The 15,125-nt window shown below is 71.1% G+C and carries 5 protein-coding genes; all 5 read left to right on the forward strand.

Going from position 1 to position 15,125, the window contains the following annotated elements:
* Positions 1–844 precede the first annotated feature (844 nt).
* The 5 genes from RM609_RS09035 to RM609_RS09055 are packed head-to-tail and all read left to right on the forward strand — an operon-like array spanning position 845 to position 15,098.
* Positions 845–2,065: a ComEC/Rec2 family competence protein gene (locus RM609_RS09035; RefSeq protein WP_311609414.1), complete on the forward strand. Its 1,221-nt coding sequence runs from the start codon at positions 845–847 to the stop codon at positions 2,063–2,065.
* 10 nt (positions 2,066–2,075) lie between these two features.
* A complete protein-coding gene (locus tag RM609_RS09040; protein ID WP_311609415.1) occupies positions 2,076–7,463 on the forward strand; it encodes a DUF6603 domain-containing protein in 5,388 nt (1,795 codons plus the stop codon).
* Positions 7,460–9,817 carry a hypothetical protein gene (locus RM609_RS09045; RefSeq protein WP_311609416.1) on the forward strand — a complete coding sequence of 786 codons (2,358 nt, stop codon included), beginning with the start codon at positions 7,460–7,462 and terminating at the stop codon, positions 9,815–9,817. The genes RM609_RS09040 and RM609_RS09045 overlap by 4 nt, the downstream gene beginning before the upstream one ends.
* Positions 9,814–13,686, forward strand: coding sequence for a hypothetical protein (locus RM609_RS09050; protein WP_311609418.1), 3,873 nt, complete (start codon positions 9,814–9,816; stop codon positions 13,684–13,686). Before RM609_RS09045 ends, RM609_RS09050 begins: the two co-directional genes overlap by 4 nt.
* Positions 13,683–15,098: a hypothetical protein gene (locus tag RM609_RS09055; RefSeq protein WP_311609419.1), complete on the forward strand. Its 1,416-nt coding sequence runs from the start codon at positions 13,683–13,685 to the stop codon at positions 15,096–15,098. The genes RM609_RS09050 and RM609_RS09055 overlap by 4 nt, the downstream gene beginning before the upstream one ends.
* The last annotated feature ends 27 nt before the right edge of the window (positions 15,099–15,125 follow it).

A 15,125-nucleotide genomic window follows, 5' to 3' on the forward strand; every position in this document is an offset into this window, starting at 1 on the left:
GATCGACCGGCGGCCGGGGTGTAATGGTGGAGTCGAGTATTGGAACCCTCGGAATGGGTGAGGCTATTCATCGAGGTACTGGTGTCTGGTGTCGGCGGGCGAGATGACGAGCTGGCCTTCGCGGACCTGCCACTCTGTCGTCCCGTCGACTTCGTGGCTGGCAAGGAACAGGCCTCGGATGCGGTCTCCGTCGTCGGAGGCTGCGACCCGGGCGATCTCCTGGAGCTGGTTCGTGAACCAGTCCAGGGCCGATGCGCGGATGTCGGCGCCGTAGAAGATGTAGTGGGTCCAGTTGACCTGCTGCCGAGGTGTGCTCCATCCGCCGGAGTAGTGATCGTCCGCGTGGGACGAGATGATCTCCTGGATGCTGGCGAGTTGTGTCTCGTCGCACTCCAGCCATCCTCTGACACACGTAAACGCCCATCCTGTATGTCCTTTCTGTCGCTGTCAGTCCTGGTGTGAGAGCCGTCGGCTGACGTCGGCCGCGTAAACATGCCTGGACGCCGTTGTCGACCACGAGGTGTTCTACAGGGCGCTGCGAGAGCTCATTCTGGCGGCCGTGGGTGAGGATGGGGCCTGTTCTGGTCACTGAGGCCAACGGTTGCCGAGCGCGCCCTTACAACGCGCTTGCGTAACAAGGTAGTTGACGAGGTGTCGGAATCGGACGTAGGGACGGATCGACGGGCATCTAGCCAGATTGGCTCCAGAACACGCCATTGGCGGAGATTCTTGGGGATAAGTCCTCTCCGTGTGCGGTGGAATGGCCCGGCGACCGCGCGCTTGCGGACTGTCGTCCGGCGATGCGCGGTCCGTGACGGACCGACGCCATCGAGGGGATGACGACATGCCGGTCAAGGTGGTGTTCTTCAATGTGGGGCAGGGTGACTGCACGCTCATCACGTTCTACCAACCGGGGGCGACCAAGGCGCACGCGGCGGTGCTGCTGGACTGCGGGTCCAAACCCGGGGGAGAGGTGGCGCCACGGTCGCAGGCGGGGGCGCCTGCCGCAGGCACGGCCAAGCAGCGCTTGATCGCCCACCTCCGGAAGCGGATCGACGACCACCTGCGGGACCTCGTGAACCCCGGCGTCCTCGACTACCTGCTGATCAGCCACCCGGACGAAGACCACTTCAACCTCTTCGAAGACGTCCTGTGCGACCCCGCGACCGGGAAGCTCCGCTGCACGCTCAACAACGTCTGGTACTCGATGGGGCCCGACGACTACAAGGAGCGCAGCAAGACCTTCGTCAAAACCCTGCTGACCAACCCGGCAGCGCTGGTGGCCTCCGGTGGACATGTGCCCGAGGTGAAGCTGAAGCCGGACGAGGGTTTCCCGGAGAAGGTCTTCACCGGACACCCCTCCGCCGATGCGAACCTCTACCTGGTGAACGGCGGGGCGTTCGCGCATCCCGGCTACTCAAGCGCCGAGAAAGAACGCCTCGCCAACCTGTGCAGCCTCATCTTCCTGGTCGTCGGCGAGGACGACGGCACCGGCAAGCGCCAGAAGGCGCTGCTGATGGCCGACGCCCTGGTGCAGAACGAGAAGGCCCTCATCACGCTCGACTCCACTGATCCCTCCCTCAAACGGGAGAAGAACCTCTGGCTCAAGGTCGGCCACCACGGCAGCAAGACCTCGACCTGCAGGCAGTGGCTGGAGTACACCACCCCTGACGCCCTGTTCGTCAGTACCGGACCCCTTCTCTTCGGCGGCAAGACGGCCACCTGCACCGACACCGATTTCCACCAGCGCATGCTGACCGACTGGGAAGACGTCCGCGACGCGCACAACATCCCGGACCCCAAGGTCACCCGGAAGAAGCCGCGGATCGGTCACTGGGGCTTCGGTTTCCAGGACGACACGGGCACCCTTCCCTGGAAGTTCAAGTTCGAGGACATGACCGGTAGGGGCGTCTTCAGCACCCTCGGCGGGGCTCCGCTCCCCCCGGACCCATCGGTCCCCGGCAGCCCCGCGGGCGAATGGACGGGTCTCGACTGGACCCTGTGGATCGGCCGCGACGAGTACGGCAAGGACGACGCCGGCGCGTACACGATCTCGTTCGAATAGGAGGCTTGCCATGGCGTTGACCGTCGACACGCTGCGCGCAACCCTGCGGGCCGCCGTAGGCCGACCAGAGCTCACCGTCCCACCGGAATTCCTCCAACTGGAGCCCGCCGAAGGGCTGTTCCGCGACCACCTCGCCGACGGCGTACTCCAGGTGCGCACACCTGAGATCGACGTGGACCGGCTCACGGCTGTCGGCGCTGTGCCACTCGCGAGCGGCACAGAGGCGCACACGGCCGTACGTTTCCTGGCCGACGACCGCCGAAGCCTCGTCGTCGGCGTACGGATCGACGCCGCCCTGCCCGCCGACGCGCACGACCTGCCCAAAGAACTCCGCGACGCCCTTGTCCCGCTGGAGCGCTTCGGGCTCGGCACCCTGCACCTCGTACTCGGTGTGGAGCCAGCCCTCAACGAGCAGTCCGAGGCCCTGGTGGGCGCGGGAGCCGAGTTGAACTTCCCCAGCGCCCAGGCCGACCCCAAACCGTATCTGTGGGGTTACCCGCCCGGGCACGGCGCCATCTGGCGGCTCGGTGCCGAATTCCCGCCCGTACGCATCACGGCGCTGGACGACCTGAGCGCCTTCGCGGCGCTCGGCAAGGGCGGCTTCGACTTGCCGTCCGATCTCGCACCGGGTACCGGCCTGGCGCTCACCGCCCTCACCGTCGCCTACACCGTGGGCCACGGCTCCCCGCAGGCCCCTGGCGCGAGCGGCATCCTCGCGATTCAGCCGGCCGTGGGCCTCGACCGGGAGTGGAGCCCGGTGGACGGGCTCACGGTGAAGAACCTGCACGCCGAGTTCTCCGTGCTCAGCCCCTTCGACAGTCCTCAGCTCCTCACCACGCTCGGCGGGACGGTCCAGCTCGCGGACGGCATCGCCGTCGACATCGAAATCGGCCTCCCCGACCGCTCCTTGGCCGGCACCCTGGCCCGGGCTGTCAATGCCGGGCAACTCCTCCAGGACCGCTTCCCCGGCATCCCCATCCCCGACACCCTCACCGTCAGCGAACTCACCCTCTGGGCCGAACTCGCCTCCGACGCGGGGAACCGCGGCTACGGACTCGACCTCGCCCTCACCGACGTCTGGCGGCCCGTCCCCGGCGTCGAGCTCAGCCAGGTCGTGCTCACCGTCTCGCACCAGGCCGGGATGACTCTGGCCGGGCTCGCGGCGCGGTGGCAGCTCGACGCGGGGGTGCTGGACGTCGCCGGCGCCTGGTCCTCCGCCGGCGGATGGGCCTTCACCGCACATGCGGTCGGCCTGCAACCGGCCGTCATCATGAGCCACTTGGGCATCGACGTGCCCGAAGCCCTGCGCGACCTGACCATCGAAGAACTCTCCGTCGCCTTCGACACCCACGGTCACTTCGTTTTCGCCTGCACCACCACCCTCACCGTCGACGAGACCCCCGTCTCCCTCACTGTCACCGTCGACCGCACGCCCGAGCAGACCAAGGTCACCGGGCTCCTGCGGCTGACCGTCCCCCTCGCCAACGAAACAGAACGCGTCCTGGAGTTCGCCGTTGACTACACCGGTGACCCCACCGGCCGCACCCTCACCGCCCACTGGACCGGCGCCCCCGGCATCACCTCCCGCGAACTCGCCGGAGCCGTCGGGCTGTCCATCCCCGCCGGTGTCCCCGCCGGGCTCCTGCCCACCCTCACCTCCGTCGGTCTCCGCTACGACACGACAGCCAGGCGGCTGCTGCTGTCCGCCACCACCGAGGCTGGCGGCGGAATCGTCGTCGCCTCCGTAGCCTCCGTCCCCGGCACCCCGCGTGCCCTCGTGCTGCTCGTCGCCGCGAAGATCTCCGACCTCAAGCCCACCAAACTGTCCCAGCTCCCGCTCGTCGGCGACCAGATCCCGCCGAGCGTGGACGTCGGCATCACCGGCATCCAATTCCTGGCCACGAGCAACGCGTTGACCACCGCCCAGGTCCAGCAGGTCAACGCCGACCTCCACGCCATCGACTGGACCGGCGGCAAGCTGCCCGACTCCGGGGCCGGACTGCCCAAGGGCGTGGTACTCACCCTCCCCTACGAGATCGCCGGCCAGGCTCAGGTCCCCCTCGCCGTTTCCTTCGGCGGCGGAGGCCAGAAGCAGCTCGCCGTACGGGACGGCAGCGGCAGCGCCCCGGAGTCCGCTGCCTGGGTCGACATCGGCCGCTCCTTCGGGCCCCTGCACCTGCAGCGCATCGGCGCGGGCTTCGACTCCGGCAAGGTGCTGGTGATGTTCGACGCCAGTATGGGCGCCGCCGGGTTCACCCTGGGCGTCATCGGCCTCGGGATCGCCCTCGACCTCGACACCATGAGCGCCGAACCCCGCCTCCAAGGGCTCTCCGTCGACCTGCGCCGCAATCCGCTGCACATCGCGGGCGCTCTCGTCAACCGGCAGCCCCCGCCCGAGGATTACAAGATCCTCATCGAGGGCCTGCTCGTCGTCGAGATGCCGAAGTTCGGAGCGCTCGCGCTCGGCGCGTACCAGCGGCGCGGCGACGGCATGACGTCGTTCTTCGCCTTCGGCAGGCTCACCGGGACGTTCGGCGGGCCGCCGCCGTTCCGCGTCACCGGCTTCGCCCTCGGCTTCGGCTACAACAGCGGCGTCCGTGTCCCCGAGCAGACGGAGATCGCCCAGTTCCCGCTGGTGTCGGGTCTGGACGGCGGTCTGCCCGACGGCCCGCTCGAGATGCTCCCGCGGCTCACCGGCGGAGCCAACCCCTGGGTCAGCCCCGCCGAAGGGCAGATCTGGCTCGCCGGCGGCATCGACTTCACCTCCTTCGAGTTCATCCAGGCACGCGTCCTGCTCCTCCTCGAAGTCGGCAACTCCCTCACCCTCGCGCTCATCGGCCGCGCCAGCGCGAGCTTCCCGCAGAAGGGCGTCAAGAAGTACGCGCGCATCGGCGTCGACCTGCGCATCGTCTACCAGTCCGCGCGCGGCGAACTCGCCGCCACCGCGCAGCTCGTGGACTCCTACGTCATCGACCCGTCCTGCGTGCTCACCGGCGGCTTCGCCTTCTACTCGTGGTTCGGGCCGAGCCCGCACGCCGGGGACTTCGTCCTGACCGTCGGCGGCTACCACCCCGACTACAAGCCGGTCCCGGCGCACTACCCGGTCGTCCCCCGCCTCGGCTTCACCTGGTCCGTCGGCTCGGCCGTCACCGTCAGCGGCGGCGCCTACTTCGCGCTCACCCCGAACGCCGTGATGGCGGGCGGATCGCTGGACGTGCGCTACAAGGCCGGAAACGTCGAGGCATGGCTGACCGCGCAGGCCAACCTGCTCATCCAGTGGGCGCCCCTGCACTTCCGCGTCGGGATCTCCGTCCGCGTCGGCGCCCGCGTCAAGCTGCTGTTCACCGTCAGCGGCGAGATCGGCGCCTCCCTCGACCTGTGGGGGCCGCCAACCGGCGGCACGGTCACCGCGAAATTCGTCTTCATCAAGGTCACTGTCAAGTTCGGTGCCCCACTGTCCGGTCCGGACGCGCTCACCTGGGGCGAGTTCCGTACTCAACTCCTGCCGGCCGAGGCCCCGCTCACCGCCCACCCGCTCACCGGACTCCTCACCGACCCCGACGCCGACCCGGCCCTGAGGGCCGCCCGCATCAAGGCCGGTGAGGAACCGTGGCTCGCCGACCCGGCGGGATTCTCCTTCGCGGTCTCCTCCGTCGTGCCCACGGCACAGGTGCGGTTCAACGAGCGCGCCCCGGAGAGCAGCCACACCGTCGACATCCGGCCCATGAAGGAGAAGGGCATCGACGGACTGCTCCACGTCACCGTCGAGTACAGCGACACCCGCCGCCGGCAGGCCGCTTCCTGGCAGTCCCTGCCGCACGACGACAAGTGGCAGATCGAAGCCGAGCACGGGAACGTGCCCTTCGCACTGTGGGGCGACCCCGACGTCCCCCAGGACAAGACCCTCGGCCAGGACCCGCTGCTCGACCACCTCACCGGCCTGCGCGTCACCGTCCCCGCCCCCAAGCTCAACGGCCAGGACCTCGGCCCCATCGCCGAACGCGACCTCGCCTGGGAGAAGCTCCACCCCGACGCCACGCTCCCGCTCGACCCGAACGCCGGCCCCACCGGCTCGCCCGTCGAGCTCGCCGAACCCCTCGGCGCGGGCGTGACCGTACTCGCGGAACAGATCGCGGGCCTCGCGGCGGGCTCGGCCCGTACCCGCATGCACGGCGTCCTCGCCGGCCTCTGCCCCGACATCCCGTTGCCCAACGGCACGGTCGGCGACTACGCCGAGCAGGCCTGTACCGCCGGACTCGACGCGGACCCGCTGCTGCTCACCGAGGACCATGTACCGCCCGCACCCGGTCCCGTCGTCCTCGTCCTCGACGACACCACCGGGACCATCCTGTCCGTGGACCCGGACACGACGGCCGTCGTCGGACGGGTGCCGGTCGGTCAGCACGGCCCATACCTCGCGGTGACCTCGGTGGACGGGGCGACGCTCTACGCGACCGGGCCGGACCCGAAGCAGCTCGCGGTCATCGACGTCGTGGCCCAGCAGGTACGTCCGCCGCATACCGGAATCCAGCTCGCCGGGCCGCCGACGGTGCTCGCGGTCAAGCACGACAACTCCCGTGCCGTCGTGGCCCGTCCGGCAAGCCTCACGGCCGCTTCGGTCGATCTCACCGGGAGCGCTGGGCCGGTCGGCACCGACGTCGGTCAGGACGTGCAGAAGATCGGCAGGATCTCGGTCGATGTCGAGGCAGGCCGCCTGTACGTCACAGCCAACGACCTCAGCAAGACGTTCACCTACGACACTTCGACCGGCGACCGGGTCGGCGACGGCGTCACCGGGCCCGCGACGCCCACGTTCGTCACCGCCGGCGAGCCGGGCCGGGTGTACGTCTACGGGGCCGAGGCGAGCAGCAACGGGCAAGTGCAACTCGTGACGGTGCCGAGCAGCGGCGCGTGGTACCAGCCGTACAACCTCTCCGCGCGTGGCACCGCGCTGGCTTTGCTCACCAACTCGGGCCGACGCGGCGTCCTGTTGCGCAAGGTCGGCGACGGCGGGCAGGTGGTGACGCTGTACGAGCGCCAGGGCTCCACCAAGGACACCATCGCGGAATCCGTCGTAGCCATCGGCCCCGACCCCCGCTCCCTCACCCTCGACCCGCGCGATCGTGCCTGGGTGCTCCACGACTCCACCGTCTCCGTCGTCAGCGGCGGCAGGCTGCTGGGCGCACTCGCCCTCGACGCCGTGCCGTTGTCCGTCACCTACACACCCGACGCCGCCCGCGCGTTCGTCGCCTGCGACGACGCGACCGTCACCGTCGTCGAGATCCACGACAACGCGCCGGTCACCGCCGAGCACTGGCAGCTGCCGCCCGGCACCCGCGCCTCCGCCGCCCTCTACACCGTGTTCGCCGCCACCTCCTCGGAAGGGGCCGCCCAATGACGGACCAGCGCCGAGCCCCCGCGCCGGCCACCGACCCCAGCTTCGTCCTGCGCTTCCAGGACAACCGCGAACCCGCCATCAACGCGGGGCTCTACCGGGTACGGGCCACCCAGACCCTGCCCGGCGTGGACACCGGCGACTACCTGGTGCCCGTCGAGGAGACCTTCGAGGTCCGCGCCCCGCAGTTCGCGCTCGCCGACGAGCAGGTACACGCCGTCAACCCGGCACCCGAGGCCCGCTCCGACTACTCCACGACCCTCGCCCACCTCACCCTCCCCGATCCGCTCCTGCCCTGGATGCGCCGCCTGGACGAGTCCGGCGCCGCCCTCGGCGAAGCACCGGAAGAGCCCTGGCTCGCCCTGCTGCTGTTCGCGGAGGGCGAGCTGCCCGGCGACCCCGAGTCCGTGGCCCTGACCGTGCCCATGACGGCGGAGGAACTGCTCACCGACGCCACCGGGGTACGCCACCCGCGCATCGATCCCTCCCGGATCGAGGGCGACCCGACCGCGCTCTGCCACACTGTCACGATCCCCGGCGACATCTTCGCCACGGTCGTCCCGCGCACCGACGAGCTGCGGCACCTGATCCACGTCCGGGACGTACGCACGGACACCGGGCTGCGCGGCGAACAGCTCGCCGAGGGCGCCTACGCGGTCGTCCTCGCCAACCGGCTGCCCGACCGCGAGCGCGAGGTCCGATACGCCGCTCACCTCGTCGCCCTGGAGGGCTGCCGCTCCATCCTCGCCGACGCCGACGCCGGGCGGCTGACCGCCGACGTGCGCATCCGCCTCGCCGCGCTGCACAGTTGGTCCTTCACCAGCAATCCGGCACCCGGCGGCGGCTTCCCGGGCCGGGTACGGCACTTCCTCTTCGACGCGGACGGCAAGGAACGCGATCTGCTGCTGCGCGTCCCCACGCCACCGGCCGCGCCGCCCGCCGGAACCGATCCCGCCGCGTACACCACGGCCCGCGCCCGGCTGGTCTCGGGCCGGGTGCCGCTGGCCCACGGCCTGGAGACCGGAGAACGCGGTTACGCGTGGTACCGGGGCCCGCTCACGGCCGAGCCCGCGCGGCCACTGCCGACGCCGCCCGCCGCCGGCTGGACGAGCGCCGCGCAGCTGATGGCGTACGAGAAGGCGTGGGGCCTGTTCGACGCGGGCTGGGGCGCGGCCTGGACCCTGGGCCGCGCCCTGGCCCTCGCCGACGCGGACTTCGCGGCGATGCTGACGGCGTGGCACGCGAAGGCCCGTACGCGGGCGGCGATGCTGGCGCAGCGGCTGGCGGCGGCGGGGCTGGAGGCGGTGGGGCTGGCGGCGGGCGCGGACGATGCAGGCGCCCGAGCCCTCACCCCCCGCCCCTTCGGCACCCTCCTCGAAGAGTTCGCCGCCACCGGTGCCGCCGCTCGTCTCCTGCGCGCGGGCACCCACCCCGCCGAGACCCGCCACGCACCCCCGCCCGAGCCCTTCCACCGCACCCCCGTCGCCGGGCGGCGCGGGGCCGGGCGGTCCGCGCGGACCGCCGCACTGCTCGCCGACCCCCCGGCCGTGCTCCGTACCGCCCTCACCGCCCAACTCGCCGACGCCGCCGCCCCGGTCAGCGAGTGGCTGCGACGGCTGCGGCTCCTGCACAACATCCCCTTCCCCGACCTCGTGCCCGACGAGCGCGCCCTGCCCGCCGAGTCGCTGCGGGTCTTCTACGTCGACCCCGGCTGGCTCACCGCGCTCGTCTCCGGCGCGGCCGGCATCGCCATCACCGGCGAGAGCGACGCCGCCCTCGCCCGGATCGCCGCACCCTGGGCACGGACCGGCGATGAGGGGCCCGCACCCCGCGCGGGCGTGATCATCCGGTCCGCGCTCGTGCGGGAGTGCCCGGGGCTGCTCGTCCGCCCGTACCGGGGCCACGGCGACGGCCGTCAACCCATCGCCGTACTGCGGCAGGACGTCCTCGGCCCGGACGTCCTCCTGGTCCTCTTCGAGCAGGTACCCGACGAGGTCGAACTGGCCGAGCCGCCCGAGGGCCTGTCCTTCGGCATCGATCTCGACCGGGAGGCGAAGAGGGTGATCGACCTGCGGCGTGTGGACGCACCCGACGTGGCCCGGCAGATCGACGGACAGGCGTTCCCGAATCCCGTCGGCCCCGCCGGGCTCGACGCCCACCTGCGCCCCGACCCCGGCGGACGCCGGGCAGTCCTCGACCTGCGCCCCGCCGCCACGGACGGGCTGCTGCGGAAACTCGGCACGAGGCTCACCGAACTCGGCCAGCAGGCCGCCGCCGACTTCGGCCCCGCCGGACTCGCCGTCCAGCTCGTCAACGCGCCCCGCCGCCAGCTCATCACCCGCGCGACGGCCCGATGACCGCCAACCATCCGAAGGAAGGGCAGAACAGCGCCGTGACGCCACCCTCCGCAGCATCGGGCTCCCAGCCGCTCGTCGTGCCGATGCGCATCGAAGCCCTCACCGTCAACGAACGCGTCCGCCACGCCGAGGTCTTCCAGCGCTGGCAGGCCAACTACGCCGTGACCCGGCTCAACCTGTCCCCGGAACCACACGCGTTCTCCAACACCGATACGGCCTTCAACGCCGACCCCGACCGCGAAGGCATCTATCTGCACTGGCAGTTGCCACAAGCGCTCACCCACGGCGTGGACGAGGAGGGCGACGGCGTCCCCGTCTTCCCGCTCGTCCCCAACCGCTGGCTCGTCGTCCGCCAGGCCGTCGCCACCGCGACCGGCGCCCGCACCGACACCGGCTGGATCGTCGAGAGCGACTACCTGGACCCGGCCCTCGGCTCCAGCACCTACATGGACAAGGACGGCAGCCTCACCCGCATCGGCCGCCGCATCGCCCTCGTCGACGGCGCGTGGAGCGAACCCGGCACGTCCGACGGGCTGTTCCTGACCGCGGTCGGCCCCGGACTGCCGACCTTCGCCGCCTACCAGCCCTACAACACCGACGTGTTCTCCGTGCACGACCGCACGGACGACCTCGACCCGCACACCGCCTACCAGCTGAACTACCTGGTCGCCGGCTGGTACAGCGACCCTGACGAGGACCCGCTGGCCGGGAACCTCATCAAGCGGCTGGCCGCGCACAACTGGAAGACCAAGGGCACGGCACCCGAAACCGCCCGTACGGTCTGCCACGGCACCGCCCTCGACGTGCAGTGGCAGCGCCAGGGCAGCGGCATGCCCGCCTCCGACCGGCCCGACTACGTCACCGTCGCCGTCGGCAACAACACCGAGCACGCCACCAAGGCCATCAAGGAGTACGCGGCGCGGCGCGCCGGATCCCCGCCCGAGCTCGCCGCCCTGCTGTCGGCCGCGCACTCCGGCGTCCTCGACCTGCTCGAAGAACCCGACGGCCAGTTCCAGGCCGAACGCGCCGTGCACGCCTCGTGGTTCACCCCCGAGCCCGGCGGATACACCTGGGTGTTGGAGGACGCCGAGAAGTCCGCCGCCCCGGAGGTCAGGCGCCGCCGGCCCCGGGCCGTACGCGCCGCGTACGCCCAGGCCCTCGCCAAGCTCAACGAGGACCAGGCCGCGCACGACGCCGCCGTACAGGACCTCATCGCCGCACAACGCCGGCTGTACGACCTGTGGTGGGCGGCGAACCTGCCGAAGGTGCCCGACGCGCCGGGGGAGCCGGCCGGCAAGTACCGCGAGGACCTCGGCGAGTGCGTACAGACCGCCACCAAGGCGGCCAAGGACCAACGCGACCGGGTGGAGCGGCTGCGCGCCGCGATCCCCTGGGGAGACACCCCGGAGCAACTCGCCGCCGCCATCGGGAAGTACCAGCACGACCACGGCCTCCCCGAGGACGAGGTCGCCCTCAAACGCGCCGTCCTGCCCGACTTCCACCGGCCCAACGACCCCGTCGTCGTCATCCGGGGGACGAAGGACCGGCCTGTCCCGCCGGGCCCCGAGCAGCTGACCGAAGCCGACCCGTACGCGGTGCGCGAGGGCACGTACGACGACTCCGAGCAGGACGAGGACCCGCCGCTGGCGTGCCGCTGGCCGGACGCGCTCGTCACCGGCGTGAAGGTGGCGGGCAAGCCGGTCTCGGCGACCGAAGCGCAGACCCCCAAGCCGACCGGTCTCCCGTCCCCCGACGGCCTGTCCGGCATCCTGCCGGCCCTGCTGCGCGAGCTGTTCCACCTGGCCTCGTCCAACGCCCGGACGCTCGCGACGGTCACCGGCCACCCCGGAGACGTGGCGGAGCTCGCCACCGCCATGCGTGACCCGCACGCCAACGCCGTCGGTATCCCCGGCGCGTACACCGCGCAGTGGCGGCAGCCCTGGCAGCCACTGTTCTTCGAGTGGAAGGTCGACTACTTCCCCATCGAGTGGCAGGACGACCCGGACGGCGGCCAAGCCGGCCGCGACAACTGGGCCTTCGACGGCACCGGTTACCACTGGCTCGGTGCCGGTGCCCACCCCGTTCCCCGCACCCTCAGCGGCCGGCAGTTCCTCACCCCGACACCCTCGGAAACGGTGGCCGCAGCGCTGCGGCAGTACGCCCGTACCCACCCGGGACCGGGAGCCGCCGCGCTGCGGGCACTCGCCCGGCAGATCGAGGACGACGCCGACTGGTTCTCCCAGCCCCTCGTCGGCTTCACCGAACAGCTCGCCGCACGGGCCGCCGGTCCCGCGACCCTCAACCCCCACTCCGAGCTGCCGGAAGACCTGCGCACCGCGCTCACCGAGGCGTCGGGCCGCACCCTGCCGCCAAGCCCGGGCGCCCTCCCGCGCCCGTTCATCGGCTGGAACGACAGCCTCTACCAGCCCCTGCGGGCCGGGCAGTTCGCCTTCGCGCGGCTCGCGGTCATCGACCGCTTCGGACACGCACTGCCCGCGATCTTCCCGGACCCGGTCGCCCTGCGATTCGCCCCCGGCAACGAGCCCGGTGACGTCATCGGCGTCGGCGTGCCCGCGCGCCGTTTCGCGCCCGAGCTGCCCGAGGAACTCACTCCCTCCTGGAAGGACCCCAAGGACCCGGACCAGGGCCACTGGACCATCAACCCGCCCACCTGGTACCGCTTCACCCAGCTCACACCACGTCTGACCCAGCCCGCCCGGGCCGGCTTCACCCTTCTCGACGCCCGCGACGACCTCAACCCGCTCACCACGGCGAGCGACCCGGACACGAGCCCGGTATCGGCCTGGCTCGTCCCCGGCTATCTCGACCGCGCGCTGTACGCGTACGGGCCCGACGGCGCCCCGCTGGGCGAACTCCGCATCACCCTTCCGCCCAGCGGGATCCCGCGGGTCACCTGGCACGCGCTGCCGTACTCGCAGTACCGCACGATCGACGATCTGCACGGCAACTACCCGATTCTGCACGGCTTCCTGACAGCGCTGACCGCCCCGGACCGGGGCCCGGCCGCCTTGCGCTCCCTCCTGACCGTCATCGACCGCACCCTCTCCACCACCGCGCCCCTGGGCGACGCCGCACCTCCGCACACCCCGAGCGTGCTCGTCGGCCGGCCGCTCGCGCTGATGCGCGTACGCTTCGACATCGACCTCGACGGGCCGCCGTACCCGGACCCGTCGTGGAAGAACCTGCGCGACCCGGAGCCCCCCGCGTACCCCGGCTACCGCTGGCCGGTCCGGCTCGGCGAACGCAACGAGCTGACGGACGGGCTCGTGGGCTACTTCCACGGCGAGCACCACGACACGGACTACCGCGTCCTGCACACGGTGCTGGGCGAGGCAGAACTCCCCGACGAGGCACGGGAGTACTTCGCCCCGATCGGCACGGGCGCCTCGCTGACCCTCCCGGCCCGGCCACCGGGCAGTGACCCCGACAACCGGAACGCCGCGTTCCTGACGCTGCTCGCCGACCCGCGCGGCACCGTGCACGCCACGACGGACGTCCTGCCGGCCGCCGAGGTCCGGCTGCCGGCCCGGCTCGTGGAGCCGCCGCTGGCCGAACTCCCGGTGTCCTTCCGGCTGGGGCCGCTGCCGGTGAGCGAGTACGTACCGGATCCGGCGGGCGTACGCACCGGGGAGCAGCCGCCCGCGCTCGTCCTGCCCCGCCCGTCCGACCGGTACGGGGCGTGGACCTGGGTGCAGAACGAGACCACCGGCACGCCGAGCACGGCTGCCACGTACGCCTCCGACGGCGAAGCCCACCACCCGCACCCCGCCCCCACTCTGCGCACGGGTCGCTTGACGCTCCGTCCGATCCACGCCGATGAGACCGAGACCGAAGGAGACCGCCGATGAGCGACTGCGTGCTCAGCTACGCCCTGACGACCGTCCCCAACCCGCTGACCGTCAGCCCGCCCAAGGCCGTCCCCGGCAACGAGGACGAACTCGCCTACGGAGCCATCGACCTCGTCATCTCCAACAGCGGCAACACGACGGTCCGTTGCAGCCGCATCGCCATCGTGCTGCCGGTCGGCTCCCTCGCCCAGGACCTCGCGCTCACGGGCGAGGGCATCGCGCCGTACGTCGAGCCCGAATCCGGGTGGACGATCGTCGGGCCGCAGCCCGATGTGCTGGTCGCCGTGCCGACGGCGGAGACGGCGGTGTTCCCGGCAGCGGGGGAGGCGACGGGGGAGTCGTCGAAGGTGCGGTTCAGCGTGGAGCCGAGGGGAGGGGCGAGCGAGGTCACCGTCGACGGGCTGTACATCACGTTGAAGAACATCGCGGTCAGCAACAAGACGGGCGTCGCCCGGATCGGGATCGAGGAGTGGGCGACGACGGGTTCCACGATCCCGGACGTGCCGAACACGCGGACGCTGGAGGTCGCGAAGTTCCCGTTCCGGAGCGGGGGAGACCCGTCGCCCGGCATCGGGCGGGCGCTGGTGGCGGTCACACAGCAGGGCGGGCCGCCGGCGACGCGGATCGCTTCCGGGGCTCCGGTGCGGTTGGAGTGGAACCATGTGCGGGGCGACAACCATGAGTTGTACATGGACGGGGAGCGCGTCACGGATGCCTCGATCGCGGGCGGGAGCGTGTATCCGGTTCCGGCGGGGAAGGTGCTGCGGGACACGGCGTTCGCGCTGAAGACGGTGACGCCGACGCCGGGTGGGGGGTTCGTGACGCGGTGGGATCACCTGGTGGTGTGTGTCACGGACCAGACGCTGGCGAGTCTGACGGTGAGCGGAGGGCTGACCGCGAAGGGGGCGGTGACGGCGGAGAGCACGCTGGGCGTCACCGGCAACGCGACGGTCGGGGGGACCCTCGGGGTAACGGGGAAGCTGACGGCGGACGGCGACGTCCAGGTCAACAAGACGTTCAAGACGGGCACGGTCGGTGAGTCGGTCTTCTACCACAACGTCACGGTGTACACGCCGAGCAAGCTTGTCGTGGGCAAGGACATGGAGGTCAACGGCAACCTGACGACCAGTGGGACCGTCCAGGGATCCGCCCTGAAGGTCGGTGCCACCTACGGAATCGCCAGCAATGGAGCCATCACCGGATCCAGCCTCAACGCCGGAAGCGGCAACATCACCACCAGCGGCAAAGTGAACGACAACGGCGAAATCCTGCGTTCTGGTACAGCGGTAACCCTCAGGAATCAGTATCACAATTCCGAGGGCCTGAACGAGGACAATAAGGCGAGCGGTGGCGTATCGCTTAAGGGAATCGATAGGAACAACATGCGTTGGTGGTGGTACCTGGAAAAGTAGGGCCGGGAGCTGACGCGGCGGCTGAGG

This window comes from Streptomyces hesseae (assembly GCF_031845785.1).
Classification (GTDB): domain Bacteria; phylum Actinomycetota; class Actinomycetes; order Streptomycetales; family Streptomycetaceae; genus Streptomyces; species Streptomyces hesseae.

Coding starts and splice junctions, on each gene's coding strand:
- RM609_RS09035 (WP_311609414.1), top strand. CDS start 845: ATGCCGGTCAAGGTGGTGTTCTTCAATGTGGGGCAGGGTGACTGCACG.
- RM609_RS09045 (WP_311609416.1), top strand. CDS start 7,460: ATGACGGACCAGCGCCGAGCCCCCGCGCCGGCCACCGACCCCAGCTTC.
- RM609_RS09055 (WP_311609419.1), top strand. CDS start 13,683: ATGAGCGACTGCGTGCTCAGCTACGCCCTGACGACCGTCCCCAACCCG.
- RM609_RS09050 (WP_311609418.1), top strand. CDS start 9,814: ATGACCGCCAACCATCCGAAGGAAGGGCAGAACAGCGCCGTGACGCCA.
- RM609_RS09040 (WP_311609415.1), top strand. CDS start 2,076: ATGGCGTTGACCGTCGACACGCTGCGCGCAACCCTGCGGGCCGCCGTA.